Below are 21068 nucleotides of genomic sequence, written 5' to 3' on the forward strand. Positions count from 1 at the left end.
TGATCAGAGAGCGGCGGTGCCTGGTGCGGGCGAAGGGACTCGAACCCCCACACCTTTCGATACCAGAACCTAAATCTGGCGCGTCTACCAGTTCCGCCACGCCCGCAGGGGCACCGCCGGTCGGCGGGCTCTATACCAGTCGTGTGGCCGGGAGCAAGTCGCGAAGCAACGCCTGGCGGCGCCCGGCGTTGAGCAGGGGAAAAGGAGAAACTTCCATGCCCGTCGAACCCCCGATCCCCGGCGCCCCCGAGCCCGCCCCCGTCGAGACCCCGGGCACCCCGCAGCCCGCCCAGCCGACCACCCCGCCGCCCGAATATGCGCCGCCCGGTCCCGATGTCGACGTGCCCGATCTCCAGCCCGGCACCGATCCCGGCGTCGCGCCCGGCCAACCGGTGGCCTGACGCCGGCAATAGCGCCGCGCAACCGATTATGATCGCTTTGCCGTCCTGCCCTGGTCTATAAATTGGGCCGGAAGGGGCGCGCGGAGGGCGAATGATCGAAAAGCACCTGATGAAGCTGCGCATCCGCGACGCGATCAGCGCCGAGGAGGAAGCGGCGCTGGCCGCGGCGGCCGGAGATGTCGTCCGCTACGCCGCGGACCAGACCTTCGTCACGGCGGGGCAGGAGCTCGGCAACTCCACGCTGCTGCTCGAAGGGCTGATCTGTCGCTACAAGGACCTGAGCGACGGCCAGCGCCAGATCACCGCCCTCCACGTTCCCGGCGACTTTCCCGACCTGCACAGCTTCACGCTCAAATATCTCGACCACAACATCATGGCGCTGACGCCGTGCACGGTCGTCCAGTTCCCGCATGCGCGGCTCCAGTCGATCACCGAGCAGCATCCGCACCTCACGCGGATGCTGTGGTTCATGACCAATCTCGACGCAGCGATTCACCGCGAATGGGAAGTCTCGCTTGGCCGGCGCAGCGCGCTCGAGCGCACCGCGCATCTTCTCTGCGAGCTGCACGTACGGCTGAGCGTCGTCGGGCTCGCCAGCGATCGCGAATATGCGCTGCCGATCACCCAGACCGACCTCGCCGAATGCCTCGGCCTGACCTCCGTCCACGTGAATCGCGTGCTCAAGGATTTGCGCGAGCGCGGCCTGGTCGAGTTCCGGGGCGGCAAGGTCGTGATCGGCGATTTGGCCGAACTGCGCCGCGCTGGCGAATTCGACCCTGCCTATCTCTATCTCGAACGGCGCCCGCGCTAGGGCGCCACGCGCCGCACGGTCAGTACCTTGACCGGTGCCTCCGGGATCTCGCCCTTGAAGCTGCCCTGCAGCGTCTTGCTCGGCGAGACCGGCGCGTCGAATACCTTGAGGACCACGTCCATCCCCTCGACCACCCGCGCGAACGCGGCATAGCCGAGATTGTCGCCCGGCTTGGTGGGGTCCGCATCGAAAGAGGGCTGGTCGCCGAGCATGATCGTGAACTCGCCCCGCGCGCTACCCGGCGCCAGCCGCGGCATCGATAGCGTGCCGTCGAGATGCTTGATCCCGGTGGCGCTGGTCGGTTCGTGCTTGACCGGCGGGTACATCTTCGCCGGCGCATTCTGCACGCCGAACTGGACGAATCCGAAGCGATCGGCGACCTTCACCGTGCGATAGAAGACGATCCCGTCGAGCCGCTTGGCATCGACATAGCGCAGGAAATTCCGCGCGCTGATGGGTGCCTTGTCGGCATAGACCTCGACGACGAAGCGCCCGGCGGCGGTCTCGAAGGCGACGCGGGGGTTGGCGGATGACGGCGCGGTTGCTGCGGTTTGAGCAGCAGCCGGAAACGCTACCAGCGTCAGCAGAAAGGCCAGGATCCAGCGCATTTCATTCCTCCACGCGGCAAAGGGCAGATTGCGCCGGCCACAAATCAAAATCAGCCCGCCAGCGCCTTCTTGAGCAGTTCGTTGACCACCGCCGGGTTGGCCTTGCCCGCCATTGCCTTCATCGTCTGGCCGACGAAGAAGCCGAACAACGCCTCCTTGCCGCCGCGATACTGCTCCAGCTGGCCCGGATTCTTGGCGAGTATCTCGGCGATCACCGCCTCGATAGCGCCGGTGTCGCTGGTCTGCTTGAGCCCGCGTTCCTCGACGATCTTGCCCGCCGGATCGCCGGTCTCGAGCATGATCTCGAACACTTGCTTGGCGAGCGGGCCCGACAATGTACCGTCGGCAGCGAGCGCGAGCAGCTCGGCGCCCTGTTCGGGGCTGACCGGGCTGGTATCGAGATCCTTGCCGAGCTTGTTGAGCGCGCCGAACAGGTCGGAGAGCAGCCAGTTGGCCGCGGGGCGCGCGACTTCCTGCTCGCCCTTCTTCTGGACGCGCGCGCTCTCGGCCAGCAGTGCCTCGAACCAGCGCGCGGTGTCGGCATCGGCGGTGAGCGCGGCGGCGTTGTACGCGCTCAGCCCAAGATCAGCCTCGTAGCGGCGGCGCTTGGCGTCGGGCAGTTCGGGCAGGCTCGCGCGGCACGCCTCGAGAAACGAATCGTCGAGCTCGAGCGGCAGCAAATCGGGATCGGGGAAGTAGCGATAATCGTGCGCGTCTTCCTTCGAGCGCATCGAGCGAGTCTCGCCGCGATCGGGATCGAACAGCCGGGTCTCCTGGACGATCTTGCCGCCGGCCTCGAGCACTTCGACCTGGCGGCGCGCCTCGATCTCGACGGTCTGCATCACGAAGCGGACCGAATTGACGTTCTTGGTCTCGGTACGCGTGCCGAACGCGTCGCCGGGTTTCCGGACCGAGACGTTGACGTCGGCGCGCATCGAGCCCTGGTCCATATTGCCGTCGCACGACCCGACATAGCGCAGGATCGAGCGCAGCTTGCTCAGATAGGCCCCGGCCTCCTGCGGCGAGCGCATGTCGGGTTTGGAGACGATCTCCATCAGCGCGACGCCGGCACGGTTGAGATCGACGTACGACCGCGTCGGATGCTGATCGTGCATCAGCTTGCCGGCATCCTGCTCGACATGGATACGCTCGACGCCGATCGACTTGGTCTCGGCATCGGGATTCTTGTCGTCGAGGCTAATCTCGATCTGCCCCTCGCCGACCAGCGGGTGGAACAGCTGGCTGATCTGATACCCCTGCGGCAGATCGGCGTAGAAATAGTTCTTCCGGTCGAACCGCGACCATTTGTTGATCACTGCGCCGATCGCCATGCCGGTGCGCACCGCCTGGCGGATGCACTCGCGGTTGGGCGTGGGCAGCATGCCGGGCATCGCGGCATCGATCAACGACACCTGGCTGTTGGGCTCGGCGCCGAACTCGGTCGAGGCGCCCGAGAACAGCTTGGCGTTGGAGGTGACCTGGGCATGGACCTCGAGGCCGATCACGACCTCCCATTCGCCGGTGTCGCCCTGGATGCGGTAGGTTGATTCGCTCATAATTCCGTTCTTCCCAGTGCTCTGCGAAAGCAGGAGCCCAGTGCCAAGAAACCCTAGGCTCCTGCTTTCGCAGGAGCACAGGCAATATTACCACCAACTCTCCGGCCGCGCGACGAATCCAGCGCGCTGCTCGATCGCGAGGCCCGCGTTGAGCACGCCCTGCTCGTCCATCGGCTTGCCGATGATCTGCAGCCCCAGCGGCAGCCCCGCCTTGTCGAGACCACCCGGCACGCTCATCGCCGGGAGGCCGGCGAGCGAGCTGGGGACGGTGAATACGTCGTTGAGATACATCGCCAGAGGATCGGCCGACTTTTCCCCAAGAGCAAACGCCGCCGACGGCGCCGTCGGGGTGAGCAGCAGGTCACACTGCGCCCAGGCATTGTCGAAATCGCGCGCGATCAGCGTTCGCACCTTCTGCGCCTGGGTGTAGTAAGCGTCGTAGAAGCCCGCCGAGAGCACATAGGTGCCGATCAGGATGCGGCGCTTGACCTCGTCGCCGAAGCCGGCGGCGCGGGTGGCGGCGTACATCTCCTGGAGGTTCTGCCCCTCGGCCAGCTCGCGCAGCCCGTAGCGCACGCCGTCATAGCGCGCGAGGTTGGACGAGGCCTCGGCGGGCGCGATGATGTAATAGGCCGGCAGCGCGTATTTGGTGTGCGGCAGCGATACCTCGACGATCTCGGCGCCGGCATCCTTGAGCCAGTCGATGCCCTGCTGCCACAGCGCCTCGATCTCCTCGGGCATGCCGTCGACACGATATTCCTTGGGAATGCCGATCTTCTTGCCTGCGAGCGAGCCCGAGAGATTGTCCTCCCACTTCGGCACCGGCAGCTGGAGCGAGGTCGAATCCTTGGGATCGAACCCTGCCATGTTCTCGAGCAGGATCGCGCAATCCTGGACCGAGCGCGCCATCGGCCCAGCCTGATCGAGCGACGAGGCGAACGCCACTACGCCCCAGCGCGAGCAGCGGCCATAGGTCGGCTTGATGCCCGAGATGCCAGTGAACGCCGCAGGCTGGCGGATCGAGCCGCCGGTGTCGGTGCCGGTGGCACCCGGCACCAGACGCGCCGCGATCGCCGACGAGCTACCGCCCGACGAGCCGCCGGGGGCGAGCGCGGCATTGTCGCCGCCGCCGCGCCGCCAGGGCGAGATCACGTTGCCGAAATAGGACGTCTCGTTCGAAGAGCCCATCGCGAACTGGTCGAGGTTGAGCTTGCCGAGCATCCCTGCGCCGGCATCCCAGAGACGCCCCGAGACGGTCGATTCGTATACCGGCTTGAAGCCCTCGAGCATCTGGCTCGCTGCGGTGGTCTGGACGCCCTTGGTGGCGAACAGGTCCTTCATGCCGATCGGCACGCCGGCGAGCGGCTTGAGCGTCTCGCCCGCGGCGCGCGCGGCATCGGCGTCCTTGGCGGCGGCGATCGCGTGGTCGGGGGTCTCGACGATGAACGCGTTCAAGGCCTTGGCGCGACTCACCTTGACGATGAACGCGTCGGCAACTTCGCGCGCCGAGAACTTGCCCAGACGGATACCGTCGCGGAGTTCGGCGATGCCGAGATCGGTAACGTCGGTCATTCGACCACCTTCGGCACGGTGAAGAAGCCGTGCTCGCCCTGCGGCGCGTTCTGGAGGACGGCGTCGCGCTGGCCGCCCTCGGTGACGACGTCCTCGCGCAGGCGCAGCGTGTTGGGGATGACCGCGGTCATCGGATCGACATTCGCAGTGTCGACCTCACCCAGCTGTTCGATCCAGCCGAGGATATTGTTGAGCTCTGGCGCGAGGCGCTCGGCATCGGCATCGCTGATCGCGATCCGGGCGAGGCTGGCCACCTTCTTCACGGTTGCAGTGTCTACGGACATGGGGCCGCGACTATCAGCGCAACGCGGCCCCTTCAAGCGCCGCTATTCGAACGACTCGCCAACCGGCACCCCGCCGACGAACAACTGGCGGCGCGGAACCGTGCGTACCTCGACCGTACCCGAAGCATAGCCGGCATGGAGCGCGCCGGTGTCGACGGGTTTGCGTCCCACTTGATGGTAGGGCTTCCAATCCGCCCCTTCGAGCACGTACCGATCTGCGTCGCCGCAAACGTAGAAGCGGCTCAAATCTTCTCCGGGCTTAGGTTTGGGGAAACAGGTTTCCCGGAGCAGCAGCGCCTCGCTCGGGCCAGTCATCAGCAGGGCGCATGCCGCTTTGCCGGTACATAGGCCGCTCTCGGCAAGTTTATTGCGAAGCGCATCGGGCATGACAGCGCCCCGCGGCAGCACGCGCATGTTCGCGGCGACTTCGCGGCGGTGCGTATCGGCGCGAGCGTCCTGTTTGATCTCCCAGCGACTTTCCGCCTTGGCGGCTTCGACTGCCTTGGCCCGAACCGCAGGGTTTGCCGATGCTTGCAGCCGCTTGAGCGCCGCCGCGCCCGGCGCGCCGAAATCGAAGCGCAGCGCCCGCCAGTCGAATTGCTCAGGCGTCACCTTGCCCGAGTCGAGTCGAGCGACCTGGTCGCGCGTCGAGATCGCGTTGAAACTCACCAGCGGCGTCGCCAGCACCAGCGCGACACCACATACCACGAACGCCAGCGCAAGGTTGAGCGGGCGGACTCGCGCGCTCCAGTCGAGCCGTCCGGCGACCAGCGCGAAGAGATAGGCCCCGCCATACCCACAGGCGAGCGCGACGAACACCACAGCCCAGAGCCGCTCGGGCGTGAAGCCATATTGCCCGATCCGCAACCCGGTCGCGACCGCGGCGAGCAGCGCCAGCGGCAGGATCACCACCCCGAGCCCCATCGCGCCGAAGCGCAGCGCCGGGAAGCGCCGCTCCTGCTCCGGCGCGTTGCCGATCACGGCGTTTGCCAGGATCAGCGCGCCGATCACGCAGCTCAGCAGGATCGGCGTGGTCGACTTGGTCGCCTCCCACAGCGTACCGAGCCCGGTGAACGGCAGCGCCAGCACGAACAGCACCAGACCGACCGCGAGCACCGGCGCCAGCACCGCCAGCACGGTCGCCACCACCCGCTGGAGCAGCCGCACCACGCCGTCATGCTCGCGCAGCAGCCCCAGCCCGGCACCGAAGGCCAGCCCGATCAGCGCGCGCCAGAACCAGTTTTCCTCGAGCAGTTCCTTGAGGAAGTCGATCTTGATCAGGTCGAACAGGGTCGCGAGCAGCCAGGCCAGCGCGAACACGATCCCCACGAACACCCAGCAGGCGCACCACAAAACGACATTGGTCCAGGCATGGTCGTGCACAATGTCGTACGGGAAGCGCCGCGCACCTTGGTCGCGCGCGGCCTGGAACAGCGGCGCGGCGATCGCCACGGCGAGCAACAGGCTCACCATGCGCCAGCCATCGGCGTCCTTGGGCGCGCCGTTCCATGCCACCACCAGCGCGCCGACCAGGGCAAGCGCCAGCGCGAAGGCCACCGACCACAGCCACCGGCGTCGCTCGAGCGTGTATCCGGTCAGGCCCGCCGCCAGCGTCACGCCGGTCAGCGCCGCGGCGTCGAACGTCGAAAGATTACCGCCATAGCCGCGGCCGAGGATCAGGTGGACCAGCAGTCCGGCGAGCAGCCCGATCGCGCCAAGGATCAGCGGGCGCGCGGGCCAGTCGGGCGTTTCGCGCAGGGCGGCGTCGGCATTTTCCATCGGCATTCCCTCGTTTCGGCGCGGCACCATCCCCGGGGCGCGGCGTTGCGTCAACGCGGTTGCATCCTTCAGTAGCGTGCGCCACGGGAACGCGGTTGCAGCGCCGCCGGCTTATGCTGCAACGCACAATGGAGAGTGCGCTTGGCCCGGAAGTTCCTCTATGTCGTCGCCGTCCTGATCGTGCTCGTGCTCGCCGCCGCCTTTGCCTATCGTTTCTACGGCGTGCAGCTGATGCGCCAGTTCATGGTGCCGGGCGGCGAAGCGGTGGCGCTGCCCCCGCCCGACCGTGCGGCCTATGCCCGCCCCGACATGTGGATCGCCCGGCCCGACAAGCCCGGCAACCCCGCTTTGTGGACTCCGGCCGGCTACCAGCCCGCGTCCACCCCCCGGGCGGCGGTGTTCTTCATTCATCCCACTTCGTTCCTCGATACCCAGACCTGGAATGCACCGCTCGACAACGAAGATGCCAACAACCGCGCCGCCTTGTTCCTGCGCGGCCAGGCAAGCGCGTTCAATTCGGTCGGCGCGATCTGGGCCCCCCGCTACCGCCAAGCGACCTTCGGCGCATTCCTCACCAGCAAGGCGAGCGCAGGCAAGGCGCTCGACTTCGCCTATCGCGACGTCCTCGCGGCGTTCGACCAGTTCGTTGGCGAGGCCGGCGACCGCCCGATCGTCCTGGCCGGGCACAGCCAGGGCGCGCTCCATCTTTCGCGCCTGCTGGTCGATCGCGTCGCGGGGAAGCCGATCGCGAAGCGCATCGTCGCCGCCTATGTCGTTGGCTGGCCGGTTTCGGTCACTGCCGATTTGCCGAGGATGGGCCTCCCCGCCTGCGCAGGGCCCGACGAGACCGGCTGCATCCTCTCGTGGCAGAGCTTCTCCGAGCCCGCCGATCCATCGCTGATCGTCGATACCTTCGACGCGACCACCGGCTTCACCGGCGCGGCGCGCAGGGGCACACTTATGGTCTGCACCAATCCGCTCACCGGCGTTCCCGGCGGCGCGGCCGGCGCCGAGGCCAATCTCGGCACGCTGATCCCCGATGCCAATTTCCAGTCCGCCGAACTCGTCACCGGCCGCGTCCCCGCGCGCTGCGAAGGCCGCGGCTTCCTGACGATAGGCGACAGCCCGCCCGATTTCGGCCAGTACGTCCTGCCGGGCAACAACTATCACGTGTTCGACTACAGCCTGTTCTGGGCGAACGTCCGGAAGGACGCCGAGCGCCGGCTGGCGGCGTACAAGCCATGATCACCACCGCCACCGCCGATTTCCGCGCGGCCCTCCCGGTTGGCGGCCGCCTGCTCGGGCTCGATGTGGGCACCAAGACGATCGGGACGGCACTGTGCGACGCGGGCTGGAGCTTCGCCAGCCCGGCCCAGCTCATCCGCCGATCCAAGTTTACCAAGGACAAGGCTGCGCTCGCCGAGATGATCGCCAAGCAGCAGGTGAAGGGCCTGGTCGTCGGCCTGCCGCTCAACCTCGACGGCACCGATTCGCCTCGCACCCAATCGACCCGCGCCTTCGCCCGCAATTGCGACGACATGGGACTGCCGATCCTGCTCTGGGACGAGCGCTGGTCTACCGTCGCGGTCGAGCGCACCCTGATCGAACAGGATTTCAGCCGCGCCCGCCGCGCCGAGATGATCGACAACATGGCCGCGGCGCACATCCTCCAGGCGGCGATCGACGCGCTGGTCAACGCCTGAGGGTGCTTGCCACCCCTGCCCCGCCCGTCTAACCCGCCCCTTTAATGCAAGCCTCCGATCACAGCCCCGCGGCGCAGCTTCCCGGCCGCGCCGCCTTTCCGCACCGGCACCTGACCGGCATCGCCGGCCTCCAGCCGCACGAGATCGTCTTCCTGCTCGACGAGGCAGAGCAATGGGTCGAGGCGAACCGCACGCGCGCCAAGAGCGACAAGCGGCTCGAAGGCCTCACCCAGATCAACGCCTTCTTCGAAAACTCCACGCGCACGCTGCTGTCGTTCGAGATCGCCGGCAAGCGTCTGGGTGCCGACGTGGTCAACATGCACGCCGCGCAGAGCTCGGTGAAGAAGGGCGAGACGCTGATCGACACTGCGGTGACGCTCAACGCGATGCGCGCCGATGTTATCGTCATCCGCCATATGAGCTCGGGCGCAGTCGACCTGATCGCGCAGAAGGTCGACTGCCCGGTGCTCAACGCCGGCGACGGCTGGCACGAGCACCCCACCCAGGCGCTGCTCGACGCGCTGACCATCCGCCGCCGCCGCGGCGCGATCGCGGGGCAGCGCGTGGTGATCTGCGGCGACATCCTCCACAGCCGCGTCGCGCGCTCGAACATGCTCGCGCTGACCGCGCTCGCTGCCGAGGTCCGCGTCGTCGCGCCCTCGACCCTGATGCCCGCCGCGATCGAGCGGATGTACGTCCAGCCCTATACCGATTTCGACGCCGCGCTCGACGGCGCCGACGTGGTAATGATGCTCCGCGTCCAGAACGAGCGGATGGCCGGCGGCTACATCCCCTCCACGCGCGAGTTCCACATGCGCTACGGCCTCACCCCCGAGCGGCTCGCCCGCGCCAAGCCCGATGCGCTGGTGATGCACCCGGGACCGATGAACCGCGGCGTCGAGATCGAATCGAGCGTCGCCGATCACCCGACTCGCAGCGCGATCACCGAGCAGGTCGAGATGGGCGTCGCAGTGCGGATGGCGTGCCTCGACGTGCTGACCAGGGCCGAGCGCGGCGTGGAGGGCTGGGCATGAAGACGCTATTCCGCGACGCGCAGCTGGTCTGCCCTACCGGCGGTGTCACCAGTGGCGACCTGCTGGTCGAAGGCGAGGCGATCGTTGCAACCGGCACGTTCGAAGCGCCGTCCGACGCGCAGGTGATCGACCTTGCCGGCAAGACGATCGCGCCCGCGCTGATCGATCTCGGCGTGTTCGCGGTCGACAGGGCCGCATGCCGCGCCGGCGGGATCGCGCGCGTCGGACTGATGCCCGATCAGTCGCCGGTGCTCGACGATCCCGGCATCATTCGCCGCGCCGCGCTGTCGGGCAAGCCCGCGCTCTGGGTCCACCCGCTCGCTGCCGCGACGCGCGGGCTGGAAGGCAAGGACCTTGGCGAGATGGCGATTAACGCCTCGGCCGGCGCGCGCGCGGTCGCCACCGGGCGGCGCTGGATCGCCTGCTCGAACACGATGCGCAAGACGCTCGCTTATGCCCGCGATTGCGGCCTCGTCGTCGTGACGCATGCCGAAGATGGCGGGCTGGCAGACGGCACCGTCGCTACGGAGGGCGAAACCGCGACGCGCCATGGCCTCCCCGCCGCGCCCGCCATCGCCGAAGCGCTCGCCGTCGCCCGCGATCTGATGCTTGCAGAGGAAACCCAGGCGCGCATCCATTTCCGTCAGGTCACCACTGCCGCCGCGTTCGACCTGATCCGTTCGGCCAAGCGCCGCGGCGTGCGCGTCACCTGCGGCATTACGCCGGCGCACCTGCTGCTCTCGGATATCGCGATGAGCGACTTCCGCACCTTCGCGCGCCTCTCTCCGCCACTCCGCGCCGAGGACGACCGCCAGGCTGCGCTCGCCGCGGTCAAGGCCGGCACGATCGACGTGATCGCCTCGGGCCACGATCCGCGTGGCCCCGAGGCCAAGCGCCTGCCGTTCAGCGATGCCGAGCCCGGCATGTCCGGCGCAGAGACGCTGCTCGCCTTATCACTGGGGCTGGTTCGCGACGGGCTGATCCCGATCGAGCGCTTGTTTGCGCTGCTCGCCGCCAATCCGGCCAAGATCCTTGGGCTCGACACCGGCACGCTCGCCCCGGGCAAGCCCGCCGACCTGGTCGTGCTCGACCCCGGCGCCCCGTGGCAGATCGAAGCGGAGCGCATGGTCGCGCGCGCGGGGAATACGCCGTTCGACCGCCTGCCGGTCCAGGGCAAGGTGCTCGGTCTCTACAAGGGCGGCACGGCGATCGCCTGAGGCCCGACGAAAAAGGCCGGAGCGTGAGCCCCGGCCTTTCCCGTGACGAAAGTGTTGGCGTTTAGCGTGCGGCGAGCTGGGTACGGCCGCCGCCCTTGACCCAGGCGGCGACGCTGTCGCCGGCGCCGATGCGCACGAAGCACGGGCTGCCGCTCGCGCGGACCTGCTGGCAGAGCGACGCGGCGTCGTTGCGCGCGAAGCCGCCGACCGAGAGGCGATAGAAATTCCCGCCCCGCGCCGAAACCTGCGCGCCCTGCGGAATCTCGTCGCGCAACGCGGGAACGCGGCGGGTGTGCCGCGCCCAGGCGTCGCGCGCGACGCCGGCGCTCTCATAGGCGCCGAGCTGGACATAGTAATTGCCCGGCTTGGCCTGCGCGACGGCGATCGGCGCGACGACGACGGGCGCCTTCACGGGCTTTTCGGCGACCGGCGCCTTGGCGACACGGGCAGGCGCCGGCGCAGAGACGCGGATCTGCTGGACGACTTCGGCGCGCGGGCCGAACACGACCTGCGGGCCAGTGCCGGCAACCTGCTGGAGGACCGGCGCGGGTTCGGGCTGAACGTCGGCCTGGGGCGCGGCGGCGACTTCGACGGCAGCCTCTGCGGCAACCGGGGCTGCGCCGGGCATATAGGCATCGACGGGATCGGCCGGGGCTGCCGCGGCGACCGCGACGTTCGGCTGCTGCGACAGCGCGAGCGCGACCGGCTGGCCGCTATCCTCGACTGCCTGCACACCGAGCAGCGATGCGACCTGATCATAGGCATTGGTCGGGCGCGCGAACTGCGCCCATTCGGTGATGCGTGCGCCGAGCTTGTCGGGCGACACGTCCATCGCCGCGACCTGGGCCGCTTCCTTCCAGCGCCCGGCGAGCGCGAGGCTCAGCGCGAGGTTCTGGCGGGTCTTGGCGGTTGCGGTGGCATCGCGCGAGGCGGGGCCGAGGATCTCGATCGCGGTCACCGGGTCGCCGGCCAGCGCGAAGGCGAGCCCACGATCGCTCGCCGGGATGATCGCTTCGTTCGCCTGGAGCGTCGCGCGCGCGCCGGCCCAATCGCCCTGGGCGACCTTGGCGAGCGTCAGGTTGAGCGCGACGCGGCCGTCCTGCGGGTTGAGCGTCAGCGCGTCGGTGAGCGCCTGCCCAGCCGAGGTGAAGCGGCCGGCAAGCAGATAGGCCTGGCCGAGCAGCGCGCGATAGTCGGCGTTGGTGGGATCATTGGCAACCGCGGCCTCGGCGTGCCGCACGGCGACGTCGCCGTTGCGCTTGGCAAGCGCCTTGCGCGCATCCTTGGCTTCGGCGGCCGCCTTCTTAGCGCTGGCGCCCGAAGTCGCGAAGGCCGAGTTGGTGAACCCCTGGGTCGCCACGCCGGTGACGGCCACGCCGCCCAGCACGAGTGCCGAGAGGCCGAACTTGATCATCTTGGCGGTGTTCATGGTCATGTCCTTCACGCACGGTCCTGTGCGGGGTCGAGCTGACTGGCGAGCGCCTCGACGCCCTCGATCGTTTCGAGGAACTGGTCGAGCGCCTGGGTGACGAGGTGCTGCGCCGAGCGGCCGGTGATGGCCGAGGCGAGGCGAAGCTTGAGATGGCGTTCCTGGTCGAGGCGCAGCGTGAACGCGGCCTTGGCCTTGCGGGTGGTGACTTCGCGGGCGACGCGGGCGAGCATGGCTTCCGGGACCACCGGCGCATGCTTGAGCACCGGCTCGCGCTTCATCTTCCGGGGCTGGAGCACCGGCTCGGGCGCGAGTTCGGGTTCGGGTTCGGGGTGCGGCACGGCCAGTTGCTCGTCGAGCGCTTCGATCTGGCGAAGCACTTCGGGCTTGGGCGCCTCATAGGCATGCTCGACCGGCGCCACATAAGGCGCTGGCGCGGAACGGAAATCCTCGCCCATGTCGTTCCAGCCGAGATCCTCCTGGGCACCGGCGCTCATCTGCAGGAAGCCCTGCGGACGCATCGCCGGACGCGCCTGGCCCTTGCGGGCGAGCAAGCTTGAGGAGAGCGAAGCGGTAGGCTTGGGGTGGCCGAACATTGCGCCCCCCCTCAGCCGACCACGCGGCGGCCGAAGCCACCTGCGCGAGGTGCCTGGCCGAACTGGCTCGGCTGCGCCGGCGCCGCGAACACGGTGCGGCGGAAATTCTTCTCGAGCCGGTCGTAGATATAGGCCCAGAGCCCGGCGACCTCGCCGGCGGACTTGCCGCGCGGATCGGTTTCCATGACGGTGCGGCCGTCGATCATCGACGCGGCGAAATCGGTGCGGTGGTGGAGCGTGATCGGCGCGACGGTGCCGTGCTGCGACAGCGCGACCGCGGCTTCCGAAGTGATCCGCGCCTTGGGCGTCGCGGCGTTGACCACGAAGATCAGCGGCTTGCCGGCGCGTTCGCACAGATCCACGGTGGCGCCGACGGCGCGCAGATCGTGCGGCGACGGGCGCGTCGGGATGACGATCAGCTCGGCGACCTGGATCACGCTCTGGATCGCCATGGTGATGGCCGGCGGCGTGTCGATCACCGCCAGGCGGAAGCCCTGCTGGCGAAGGACCTCGAGATCCGCCTGGAGCCGCGCGACCGTGGTCTGCGCGAACGCCGGATATTCGGTGTCGCGCTCGTTCCACCAGTCGGAGAGCGAACCCTGAGGGTCTATGTCGATGAGAACGACGGGCCCGTGGCCAGCCAGCTGTGCCTGCACCGCAAGGTGACCGGACAGCGTGGTCTTGCCAGACCCACCTTTCTGCGATGCCATCGCCAGAACGCGCATGAACCCCCTCGGATGCTCGATAAGTGCAGGCTTCCAGATGGCATGGGGGTAGATAAGAAGGAGTTAACGCGTTTCGTGGGGGCACCGATTTTGGTTTCCGCGGCAGTAAGGATATGTTCGTAGTCCAAGGCTTAAGAGCCCTATGGTTTGATCGCAGCGCGGTGGAGCGTGTTTAATGAAGTTTCCGATTGCCCTTGCAGGCGCCCTCCTGATCGCCGCGCCGGCCTGCGCGCAGGGCGATCCCGTCAAAGCCGGCGTCGAAGCCTATGAGCGCGGCGACTATCGCACCGCCGTCGCGCAGTGGCGCGGCCCGGCCGACAAGGGCAATGCCGACGCGCAGTTCAACATGGGCCAGGCCTACAAGCTCGGCCGCGGCGTCCCCGCCGACTTGAAGCAGGCCGAAATATGGTATCGCAAGGCCGCGCTCCAGGGCCATGAGCAGGCCGAGGGCTATTACGGCCTGGCGCTGTTCGAGAATGGCAAGAAGGCCGAGGCCGCGCCGTGGCTCCAGCGCGCAGTCAGCCGCGACGATGCGCGGGCGCAGTACATCCTCGGCATCATGCTGTTCAACGGCGACGGGGTGAAGAAGGACTGGGTCCGCGCCTATGCGCTGATGGTGCGTTCGTCAGGCTCGGGGCTCGACGCCGCGGTCAAGGCGCGCGCGCAGATGGACCAATATATGCCGATGGACGACCGCCAGCAGGGGCTGGCGCTCTCGCGGAAATATGACGAGGAATTCGGCCGCGGCGGCCGCCCGCTGCCGCCGGTCGAAGTCGCGGCGGACACGCGGGCCACGCCGGCGCCGACCACCAGCCGTCCGACGCCGCCGCCCCCCGCGGTCACTCGGCCTACACCCCGCCCGACCCCGCCGGCACCCGCGCCCGTCGCCGCAGCACCCGCACGCGACGGCGGCTGGCGCGTCCAGCTCGGCGCGTTCGGCGAGCCCGGCAATGCGCGGAAGCTGTGGAGCCAGGTAAGCGGGCGCTTCCCCGGCCGCCAGCCTTCCTACGTCAAGGCAGGCGCGCTGACCAAGCTGCTGGTCGGCCCCTATGCTTCGCGCGCGGCGGCGGCTTCGGCCTGCGCCAGCATCAAGCCGTGCGTGCCGGTCACCCGCTGAATTTGCGACTTTTTTGCACCTGCAGAAACAAATCGCTTCGCAAGCGCAACAAAAGTCAAACAAGCGCGTTTCGCGCCCCATGATCAAAGCGCTCCTGGCGACTGCCGCCCTCCCCGCCCTCCTCCTCGCGACCGGTGCGGCCGCGCAGGACGAGACTCCTCAACCCCGCCGCTATCGCGTGGCGCTCGGCCCGCAGGTGGTCCCATCCTATCCGGGCGCGGACAAGATGATCGTCACGCCGCTCATCGAAGTCTCGAGCACGCGTTTGGAGGAATTCCGCTACAAGTCGGGTGACCAGAGCGCGGGGATCGCACTGGTCAACACCCCGCGCTTCGCGATCGGCCCCTCGTTCAACATCGAAGGCAGCCGCCGCCGCAAGGAAACCGACCTGCCGGTCGACGAAGTCGGCATTTCGGTGGAAGCAGGCGCGTTCGCCGATGTGTGGCTCGGCTCGTCGATCCGCGCGCGCGGTGAAATCCGGCAGGGCATCACCGGGCACAAGGCGCTGGTGGGCAATGTCAGCCTCGATTATGTCGCGCGGGACGGCGATAAGTGGCTCTTCTCGCTCGGGCCGCGCGTCACCCTCTCCGACAGCAAGTACCAGCGCGCCTATTTCGGCGTGAACACCAACGCGGCCGCGCGCACCGGCCTGCCGGTCTATTCGCCGGGCGGCGGGCTCCAGGCGGCTGGCGCCGCCGCGACCGCGCTCTACCAGTTCGACGAACGCTGGGGCATCTACGGCTTCGCGAAGTACGACCGCCTGGTGCAGGACGCCGCCGATTCGCCGATCGTCCGGTCGATCGGCTCGCGCAATCAGTTCTCGGGCGGCGCCGCACTCACCTTCACCTTCGGCGGCAGCCGGTAGCGCCGTCGTGGAAGCGCAGGAACTGCATCGCGGGCGGCTGATAGACCACCTCCATCTGGTCGTCCGCGATCTAGCAGCAAGCCGGCGCTTCTACGAAGCCTTGCTCGAAGTCCTCGGCGTGCCGATCGGCGGCGCCGCCGAGGATTATTTCTGGGCGGACGAGCTGTTCGTCTCCACTGCGGACAGCGATGCGGCGCAAGGCAACCTCACCGGCCGCCACCATCTTGCCTTCCAGGCCAGGGACCGGGCGGCGGTGGAGGCCTTCCACAAGGCGGGCCTCGCCGCGGGCGGCACCGACAATGGCGCGCCGGGCGAGCGGCCCTATCATCCCGGCTATTACGCCGCCTTCCTCCTCGATCCCGATGGCAACAATATCGAGGCGGTCTTCCACGGCCCGCACCAGCGCAGCAGCGACTCGATCCGAATCAATTTCGACAGCTAACATCCGTCAGCGCAGGTTCAGCCGCGATGTGCTAGGACCTTCGCATGCCTAGCCTCGTAAAGACCCTGTTCGTCGCCGCGAGCCTGATCGCGGTCCCCGCCCTCGCCGCCCCGCGCGACACGCCCGAGATCAAGCTTCAGAAGCTGCTCGAGGGGCGAGTCGCCGGCGAGCCGGTCAATTGCATCAGCCTTCCGCCGGGCAATTCGAGCCAGGTGATCGACGGCAAGGCGATCGTCTATCGCGTCGGCTCCAAGCTCTACGTCAACGAGCCGCGCTCGGGCGCCGAGTCGCTCAACGACGACGATGTGCTTGTGACCAAGATGTTCGGTTCGCAGCTGTGCAGCGTCGACACGGTCAACCTGATCGACCGGACCAGCCGCTTTCCGCGGGGGTTCGTCATCCTCGGCAAGTTCGTGCCTTGGACCAAGGCGAAGACGGCGAAGTAAGGCCTCCAAGTCGTTGTAGATCGCCGTCATCCCGGCCTTGAGCCGGGATCCCGCTTCTGCTCGGTCGAAGGCAGCGGGACCCCGGCTCAAGGCCGAGGTGACGAAGACTCTCGACTCACTCTTCGGTCCATTCCGACCGGGCAATCCCCTGCGCATAAAGCAGCGTCGTCAGGTCGCCGTGATCGATCCGCGCGCCTGCCGCCGCCGCGACGATCGGCTTGGCATGATACGCGACTCCCAGCCCGGCCTGGCGGATCATCGCGAGGTCGTTGGCGCCGTCGCCAACCGCCATCGACTGCGCCGCTTCCAGCCCCAGCTCGGCCAGCGCACCCAGCAGCGTCGTCTCCTTGGTGCCGCTGTTGACGATCGGCTTGGTGACCAGCCCGGTCAGCCGCGCCTCGCCGATCTCGAGCACATTGGCGATCACTCGATCGAAGCCGATATCCTTGCCCACCGGCTCGGCGAAGCGCGTGAAGCCGCCCGACACGAGGATCGTCGTCGCGCCGCGCGCCTTCATCGTCCGCACCAGCGCCTTCGCGCCCGGCATCAGCCGCACGCGCTCGGCGAGGCAGCGGTCGATCGCCGCCTCCTCCAGATCCTTGAGCAGTGCCACGCGGGCATCGAGCGCCTCGGCAAAATCGAGCTCGCCGCGCATCGCCCGCTCGGTGACCTCGGCGATCTGCGCCTTGATCCCGGCATAGTCGGCAAGCTCGTCGATGCACTCGACCGTGATCATCGTCGAATCCATGTCGGCGACGAGCAGCTTCTTGGCGCGCCCGGCTTCGGGCTGAACGATCACGTCGGTCGCGGCGAGCGCGCCTTCGAGCGCGGTGCGCGCAGCATCGGGGCTCGCAGCGAAGCGCAGGTCGGCCGCCTTGCCCGAGTCGAGCCATTCCCAGCCGCCCGGCGCACAATCGGTGCCAGCGAGGCGATCCGTCGCTTCGGAAAGCTGCCCTGTGCTGAGACCGTCTGCTACAAGCGTTGCGATGTACACGTTCAACCCCTCATTACGGCGGGCAACCCCCTCCCCGTTCGTGCTGAGCTTGTCGAAGCACCGTCCTTTTCTTGCTAGGTGGCAAAGAAGAACGGCCCTTCGACAAGCTCAGGGCAAACGGAGGTAAGGCAGGTGGCGACCCTCCCAACGGTGGCGCTCATCGCAGGGCCGACGGCGAGCGGCAAGTCCGCGCTGGCGCTCGCGCTGGCGGAAAAGCACCGCGGGACCGTGATCAACGCCGATTCGATGCAGGTCTATGCCGATCTCCGCATCCTGACCGCGCGTCCCACGCAGGTGGAGGAATCGCGCGTCCCGCACCGCCTGTTCGGCCATGTCGACGGCGCCGACGCCTATTCGGCAGCGCGCTGGGCGGCCGAGGCGCGGGGTGCGATCGCCGAAGCGCATGGCGAGGGCCGCCTGCCGATCCTGGTCGGCGGCACCGGCATGTATTTGCGTACTCTGCTCGAAGGGATCGCCCCGGTCCCCGAGATCGATCCCGAGGTCCGCAAGACCGTGCGCGCGCTCCCCGTCGCCGAGGCGCATGCCCAGCTCGCCGAGGCCGATCCCGAGGCGGCCGCCCGGCTCAATCCCGGAGATACGACCCGCGTCGCTCGCGCGCTCGAAGTCGTCCGCGCGACCGGCAAGCCGCTGGCGCATTGGCAGGCGCGCACGCTGGGCGGGATCGCGAACGATATCCGCCTTGCGGCGGCGATCCTGCTTCCCGACCGCGACTGGCTCGGCGAACGCATCGACCGCCGCTTTGCCGACATGCTCGACCAGGGCCGCGCCGAGGCGACCGCGCTGCTGGCGCGCACCGACATCCCCAACGACGCGCCGGTGCTCCGCGCGATCGGCGTCCCCGAGCACCGCGCGCTGTTTGCCGGCGAGACCGATGTGGCAAAGGCTGCCGAAGCCGGCGCGCTCGCCACGCGGCAATATGCCAAGCGGCAATATACCTGGTTCCGTCGCCAGCCTCCGCCTGAGTGGGCGCGGATAGTCGAGACAGAAAAAGACATTAGGCTAGCTATATTTGAAACTAAATTTCCTATATAGTGCTTGACGAGCCATTTTCTTGCCAGTAGCAGCGCCCCTCCGGCGGTGCTATGGCGCATCGCAACATAGGAGGCCGACGTGACCGAGAAGAGCGGAGCAGACATCCTGATCGAGGCGCTGACCGACCTCGGCGTGGAAGTCATCTTCGGCTATCCGGGCGGCGCGGTACTCCCGATCTACGATGCGATCTTCAAGCAGAACCGCATCAAGCACATCCTCGTCCGCCACGAGCAGGCCGCGACCCATGCTGCCGAGGGCTATGCGCGTTCGACCGGCAAGCCCGGCGTCGTCCTCGTTACCTCGGGCCCGGGCGCGACCAACGCCGTCACGGGGATCACCGACGCGCTGATGGACTCGATCCCGATGGTCGTGATCACCGGCCAGGTGCCGACCGCACTGATCGGCACCGACGCGTTCCAGGAAGCCGATACCGTCGGCATCACGCGGCACTGCACCAAGCATAATTACCTGGTGAAGGCGCCCGAGACGCTGGGCAGCGTGATCCACGAGGCATTCCATATCGCTACCTCGGGCCGCCCCGGCCCGGTGGTCGTCGACATTCCCAAGGATGTGCAGGTCGCCACGGCGCGCTACGAGGCGCCCGGCCCGATCCAGCACAAAACCTATCGCCCGCAGACCCAGCCCGACGCTGCGAAGATCCAGGAAGCGGTGGACATGCTCGCCGCGGCCGAGCGTCCCGTCTTCTACACCGGCGGCGGGATCATCAATTCGGGGCCCGAGGCGTCGCGGCTGCTGCGCGAGCTGGTCGAGATCACCGGCGCGCCGGTCACGTCGACCTTGATGGGTCTCGGCGCCCTCCCCGCCTCGTCGGACAAGTGGCTCGGCATGCTCGGCATGCACGGCACCTACGAAGCCAATTGGGCGATGAACAAGGCCGATCTGATCATCGCGCTGGGGTCGCGCTTCGACGATCGCGTCACCGGCCGGCTCGACGCCTTCGCGCCGAATAGCCGGAAAGTGCACATCGATATCGACCGGTCGTCGGTGAACAAGAATGTCCGCGTCGACCTGCCGATCATCGCCGATGTCGGCATCGCGTTGCGCGAGATGATCGATTGCTGGAAGACGCGCCAGCATCCCAAGCCAGACCTCACCGAATGGTGGAGCCGGATAGACGGCTGGCGCCAGGCCAAGTGCCTCGATTTCGAGGACAAGGCGGACGTCATCATGCCGCAGCAGGCGATCCGCTCGCTCTACGAAGCGACCAAGGCGCGCGCGCCGATCATCACCACCGAAGTCGGCCAGCACCAGATGTGGGCCGCGCAGCACTTCGGCTTCGAGGATCCCAACAAGTGGCTCACCTCGGGCGGTCTCGGCACGATGGGCTATGGCCTGCCCGCCGCGATCGGCGCGCAACTCGGCAATCCGGACGCGCTGGTGATCGACATCGCCGGCGAGGCGAGCATCCAGATGAACATCCAGGAGCTGGCGACCGCCACCCAATACCGGCTGCCGGTCAAGATCTTCATCCTCAACAACGAATATATGGGGATGGTCCGCCAGTGGCAGGAGCTGACCTATCAGTCGCGCTATTCGGAGAGCTACAGCGATGCGCTCCCGGATTTCGTCAAGCTGGGCGAGGCCTATGGCTGGAAGGGCATCCGCATCGACGCGCGTGGCGAGCTCGAGGACGGCATCCAGGCGATGCTCGACCATGACGGCCCGGTGATCGTCGATTGCCGTGTTGCCAAGCTCACCAACTGCTTCCCGATGATCCCATCGGGCGCCGCCCATACCGAAATGCTGCTCCAGGCCGCCGAAGTCTCCGGCGAAATGGACGACGAAGCCAAGGCACTGGTCTGATCCCATGCACATCAAGGAAGAAAACAAGGAACGGCACACGCTTGCCGTGATCGTCGACAACGAGCCGGGCATCCTCGCCCGGATCGCCGGGCTGTTCACGGCGCGGGGCTACAATATCGAGAGCCTGACCGTCTCGGAGATCACCGAGGACAACCGGATCAGCCGGATCACGATCGTCACTTCGGCGAGCGCCGCGGTGATGGAGCAGATCATCGCGCAGCTCGAGCGGCTGGTGCCGGTGCACAAGGTGACCGACCTCACGGCGTTCGGTCCGCATGTCGAGCGCGAGCTGGCGCTGGTCAAGGTCGCGGGTACCGGCGACCACCGGATCGAGGCGCTGCGCCTCGCCGAGGTCTACCGCGCGCGCGTCGTCGACGCGACCACGAGCAGCTTCGTGTTCGAGGTCACCGGCGGCTCGGAAAAGATCGACAAGTTCGTCGAACTGATGCGCGAGCTGGGGCTGGTCGAAGTCGCCCGCACCGGCGTCGTCGCAATTTCACGGGGCCGCGAGGCCGCCTGATTGAACCACCCGTCACCCTGAACTTGTTTCAGGGCCCATTTCTCCACTGGCGATTAGGTCGCCCGTTGCGCGATGGATGCTGAAACAAGTTC

Annotated in this window: 22 protein-coding genes and 1 tRNA gene; 13 read left to right on the top strand and 10 right to left on the bottom strand. The window is 67.8% G+C overall.

The features are described 5' to 3' along the window. Nucleotides 1-21: 21 nt before the first annotated feature. Nucleotides 22-106, bottom strand: a tRNA-Leu gene (locus RZN05_RS09200). A gap of 109 nt (nucleotides 107-215) precedes the next feature. Between RZN05_RS09200 and RZN05_RS09205 the strand changes: the two genes are divergently transcribed. After that, on the top strand, nucleotides 216-401 hold the full coding sequence (locus RZN05_RS09205) for a hypothetical protein (protein ID WP_317226317.1): 186 nt from the start codon (nucleotides 216-218) through the stop codon (nucleotides 399-401). A 91-nt stretch (nucleotides 402-492) separates the two neighbouring features. Then, a complete protein-coding gene (locus RZN05_RS09210; protein ID WP_317226318.1) occupies nucleotides 493-1212 on the top strand; it encodes a Crp/Fnr family transcriptional regulator in 720 nt (239 codons plus the stop codon). On the opposite strand, the gene RZN05_RS09215 is transcribed toward RZN05_RS09210, so the two are convergent. The 5 genes from RZN05_RS09215 to RZN05_RS09235 all read right to left on the bottom strand — a co-directional run bounded on the left by RZN05_RS09215 (nucleotide 1209) and on the right by RZN05_RS09235 (nucleotide 7011). Beyond that, nucleotides 1209-1820 carry a peptidylprolyl isomerase gene (locus RZN05_RS09215; protein WP_317226319.1) on the bottom strand — a complete coding sequence of 204 codons (612 nt, stop codon included), beginning with the start codon at nucleotides 1818-1820 and terminating at the stop codon, nucleotides 1209-1211. The two genes, RZN05_RS09210 and RZN05_RS09215, sit on opposite strands and share 4 nt — an antisense overlap. Nucleotides 1821-1870: 50 nt before the next feature. After that, nucleotides 1871-3376: an Asp-tRNA(Asn)/Glu-tRNA(Gln) amidotransferase subunit GatB gene (gene gatB / locus RZN05_RS09220; protein WP_317226320.1), complete on the bottom strand. Its 1506-nt coding sequence runs from the start codon at nucleotides 3374-3376 to the stop codon at nucleotides 1871-1873. Between the two features lie 87 nt (nucleotides 3377-3463). Then, nucleotides 3464-4948, bottom strand: coding sequence for an Asp-tRNA(Asn)/Glu-tRNA(Gln) amidotransferase subunit GatA (gene gatA, locus RZN05_RS09225; protein ID WP_317226321.1), 1485 nt, complete (start codon nucleotides 4946-4948; stop codon nucleotides 3464-3466). Beyond that, nucleotides 4945-5232, bottom strand: a complete 288-nt coding sequence (gatC, locus tag RZN05_RS09230; protein WP_077507986.1) for an Asp-tRNA(Asn)/Glu-tRNA(Gln) amidotransferase subunit GatC — start codon at nucleotides 5230-5232, stop codon at nucleotides 4945-4947. Before gatC ends, gatA begins: the two co-directional genes overlap by 4 nt. Nucleotides 5233-5274: 42 nt before the next feature. Then, nucleotides 5275-7011 carry a DUF4153 domain-containing protein gene (locus RZN05_RS09235; RefSeq protein ID WP_317226322.1) on the bottom strand — a complete coding sequence of 579 codons (1737 nt, stop codon included), beginning with the start codon at nucleotides 7009-7011 and terminating at the stop codon, nucleotides 5275-5277. A gap of 141 nt (nucleotides 7012-7152) precedes the next feature. Between RZN05_RS09235 and RZN05_RS09240 the strand changes: the two genes are divergently transcribed. The 4 genes from RZN05_RS09240 to RZN05_RS09255 are packed head-to-tail and all read left to right on the top strand — an operon-like array spanning nucleotide 7153 to nucleotide 10965. Next, nucleotides 7153-8256: a DUF3089 domain-containing protein gene (locus RZN05_RS09240; RefSeq protein WP_317226323.1), complete on the top strand. Its 1104-nt coding sequence runs from the start codon at nucleotides 7153-7155 to the stop codon at nucleotides 8254-8256. Then, nucleotides 8253-8714, top strand: a complete 462-nt coding sequence (ruvX, locus tag RZN05_RS09245; protein ID WP_317226324.1) for a Holliday junction resolvase RuvX — start codon at nucleotides 8253-8255, stop codon at nucleotides 8712-8714. Before RZN05_RS09240 ends, ruvX begins: the two co-directional genes overlap by 4 nt. A gap of 44 nt (nucleotides 8715-8758) precedes the next feature. Then, nucleotides 8759-9748, top strand: coding sequence for an aspartate carbamoyltransferase catalytic subunit (locus RZN05_RS09250; RefSeq protein ID WP_317226325.1), 990 nt, complete (start codon nucleotides 8759-8761; stop codon nucleotides 9746-9748). Next, a complete protein-coding gene (locus RZN05_RS09255; protein WP_317226326.1) occupies nucleotides 9745-10965 on the top strand; it encodes a dihydroorotase in 1221 nt (406 codons plus the stop codon). Before RZN05_RS09250 ends, RZN05_RS09255 begins: the two co-directional genes overlap by 4 nt. 61 nt (nucleotides 10966-11026) lie before the next feature. Here RZN05_RS09255 and RZN05_RS09260 read toward each other — a convergent pair whose 3' ends face one another. Genes RZN05_RS09260 through RZN05_RS09270 form a run of 3 tightly spaced genes read right to left on the bottom strand, consistent with a single transcriptional unit; the run spans nucleotide 11027 to nucleotide 13715 of the window. Next, nucleotides 11027-12394 carry an SPOR domain-containing protein gene (locus RZN05_RS09260; RefSeq protein ID WP_317226327.1) on the bottom strand — a complete coding sequence of 456 codons (1368 nt, stop codon included), beginning with the start codon at nucleotides 12392-12394 and terminating at the stop codon, nucleotides 11027-11029. Nucleotides 12395-12405: 11 nt separating this feature from the next. Then, complete coding sequence (locus tag RZN05_RS09265) at nucleotides 12406-12990, bottom strand: hypothetical protein (protein ID WP_317226328.1); 585 nt, start codon at nucleotides 12988-12990, stop codon at nucleotides 12406-12408. 11 nt (nucleotides 12991-13001) lie between these two features. Beyond that, nucleotides 13002-13715, bottom strand: coding sequence for a ParA family protein (locus RZN05_RS09270; protein WP_025494771.1), 714 nt, complete (start codon nucleotides 13713-13715; stop codon nucleotides 13002-13004). A 175-nt stretch (nucleotides 13716-13890) separates the two neighbouring features. On the opposite strand from RZN05_RS09270, the gene RZN05_RS09275 reads away from it, so the two are divergent. The 4 genes from RZN05_RS09275 (at nucleotide 13891) to RZN05_RS09290 (ending at nucleotide 16585) form a co-directional block, all read left to right on the top strand. Then, nucleotides 13891-14832, top strand: coding sequence for an SPOR domain-containing protein (locus tag RZN05_RS09275; protein WP_317226329.1), 942 nt, complete (start codon nucleotides 13891-13893; stop codon nucleotides 14830-14832). A gap of 79 nt (nucleotides 14833-14911) precedes the next feature. Beyond that, complete coding sequence (locus RZN05_RS09280; RefSeq protein WP_317226330.1) at nucleotides 14912-15697, top strand: MipA/OmpV family protein; 786 nt, start codon at nucleotides 14912-14914, stop codon at nucleotides 15695-15697. Nucleotides 15698-15704: 7 nt separating this feature from the next. After that, nucleotides 15705-16139, top strand: a complete 435-nt coding sequence (locus tag RZN05_RS09285) for a VOC family protein (RefSeq protein ID WP_317226331.1) — start codon at nucleotides 15705-15707, stop codon at nucleotides 16137-16139. A gap of 44 nt (nucleotides 16140-16183) precedes the next feature. Further along, nucleotides 16184-16585 (top strand): hypothetical protein, encoded by a 402-nt coding sequence (locus RZN05_RS09290; RefSeq protein WP_317226332.1) that lies wholly within the window; start codon nucleotides 16184-16186, stop codon nucleotides 16583-16585. A gap of 115 nt (nucleotides 16586-16700) precedes the next feature. Here RZN05_RS09290 and serB read toward each other — a convergent pair whose 3' ends face one another. After that, the gene (gene serB / locus RZN05_RS09295; protein ID WP_317226333.1) at nucleotides 16701-17579 is read right to left on the bottom strand and encodes a phosphoserine phosphatase SerB; all 879 of its coding nucleotides are present in this window, start codon (nucleotides 17577-17579) and stop codon (nucleotides 16701-16703) included. Between the two features lie 132 nt (nucleotides 17580-17711). On the opposite strand from serB, the gene miaA reads away from it, so the two are divergent. The 3 genes from miaA (at nucleotide 17712) to ilvN (ending at nucleotide 20976) form a co-directional block, all read left to right on the top strand. After that, complete coding sequence (miaA, locus tag RZN05_RS09300) at nucleotides 17712-18632, top strand: tRNA (adenosine(37)-N6)-dimethylallyltransferase MiaA (RefSeq protein WP_317226334.1); 921 nt, start codon at nucleotides 17712-17714, stop codon at nucleotides 18630-18632. A gap of 78 nt (nucleotides 18633-18710) precedes the next feature. Beyond that, the gene (locus RZN05_RS09305; protein ID WP_317226335.1) at nucleotides 18711-20456 is read left to right on the top strand and encodes an acetolactate synthase 3 large subunit; all 1746 of its coding nucleotides are present in this window, start codon (nucleotides 18711-18713) and stop codon (nucleotides 20454-20456) included. Between the two features lie 4 nt (nucleotides 20457-20460). Next, nucleotides 20461-20976 carry an acetolactate synthase small subunit gene (gene ilvN, locus RZN05_RS09310; protein WP_317226336.1) on the top strand — a complete coding sequence of 172 codons (516 nt, stop codon included), beginning with the start codon at nucleotides 20461-20463 and terminating at the stop codon, nucleotides 20974-20976. Nucleotides 20977-21068 lie beyond the last annotated feature (92 nt).

Origin of the sequence: Sphingomonas sp. HF-S4, assembly GCF_032911445.1 — a bacterium.
In the GTDB taxonomy this organism is placed as follows: domain Bacteria; phylum Pseudomonadota; class Alphaproteobacteria; order Sphingomonadales; family Sphingomonadaceae; genus Sphingomonas; species Sphingomonas agrestis.

Excerpts from the sequence above, each read along its gene's own strand:
- RZN05_RS09250 (WP_317226325.1), top strand. The coding sequence starts at position 8,759 with ATGCAAGCCTCCGATCACAGCCCCGCGGCGCAGCTTCCCGGCCGCGCC.
- gatC (WP_077507986.1), bottom strand. The coding sequence starts at position 5,232 with ATGTCCGTAGACACTGCAACCGTGAAGAAGGTGGCCAGCCTCGCCCGG.
- RZN05_RS09210 (WP_317226318.1), top strand. The coding sequence starts at position 493 with ATGATCGAAAAGCACCTGATGAAGCTGCGCATCCGCGACGCGATCAGC.
- RZN05_RS09260 (WP_317226327.1), bottom strand. The coding sequence starts at position 12,394 with ATGAACACCGCCAAGATGATCAAGTTCGGCCTCTCGGCACTCGTGCTG.
- RZN05_RS09270 (WP_025494771.1), bottom strand. The coding sequence starts at position 13,715 with ATGCGCGTTCTGGCGATGGCATCGCAGAAAGGTGGGTCTGGCAAGACC.
- RZN05_RS09255 (WP_317226326.1), top strand. The coding sequence starts at position 9,745 with ATGAAGACGCTATTCCGCGACGCGCAGCTGGTCTGCCCTACCGGCGGT.
- RZN05_RS09275 (WP_317226329.1), top strand. The coding sequence starts at position 13,891 with ATGAAGTTTCCGATTGCCCTTGCAGGCGCCCTCCTGATCGCCGCGCCG.
- RZN05_RS09205 (WP_317226317.1), top strand. The coding sequence starts at position 216 with ATGCCCGTCGAACCCCCGATCCCCGGCGCCCCCGAGCCCGCCCCCGTC.
- RZN05_RS09290 (WP_317226332.1), top strand. The coding sequence starts at position 16,184 with ATGCCTAGCCTCGTAAAGACCCTGTTCGTCGCCGCGAGCCTGATCGCG.
- RZN05_RS09280 (WP_317226330.1), top strand. The coding sequence starts at position 14,912 with ATGATCAAAGCGCTCCTGGCGACTGCCGCCCTCCCCGCCCTCCTCCTC.
- RZN05_RS09215 (WP_317226319.1), bottom strand. The coding sequence starts at position 1,820 with ATGCGCTGGATCCTGGCCTTTCTGCTGACGCTGGTAGCGTTTCCGGCT.
- ilvN (WP_317226336.1), top strand. The coding sequence starts at position 20,461 with ATGCACATCAAGGAAGAAAACAAGGAACGGCACACGCTTGCCGTGATC.
- ruvX (WP_317226324.1), top strand. The coding sequence starts at position 8,253 with ATGATCACCACCGCCACCGCCGATTTCCGCGCGGCCCTCCCGGTTGGC.
- gatA (WP_317226321.1), bottom strand. The coding sequence starts at position 4,948 with ATGACCGACGTTACCGATCTCGGCATCGCCGAACTCCGCGACGGTATC.
- RZN05_RS09265 (WP_317226328.1), bottom strand. The coding sequence starts at position 12,990 with ATGTTCGGCCACCCCAAGCCTACCGCTTCGCTCTCCTCAAGCTTGCTC.
- gatB (WP_317226320.1), bottom strand. The coding sequence starts at position 3,376 with ATGAGCGAATCAACCTACCGCATCCAGGGCGACACCGGCGAATGGGAG.
- RZN05_RS09235 (WP_317226322.1), bottom strand. The coding sequence starts at position 7,011 with ATGGAAAATGCCGACGCCGCCCTGCGCGAAACGCCCGACTGGCCCGCG.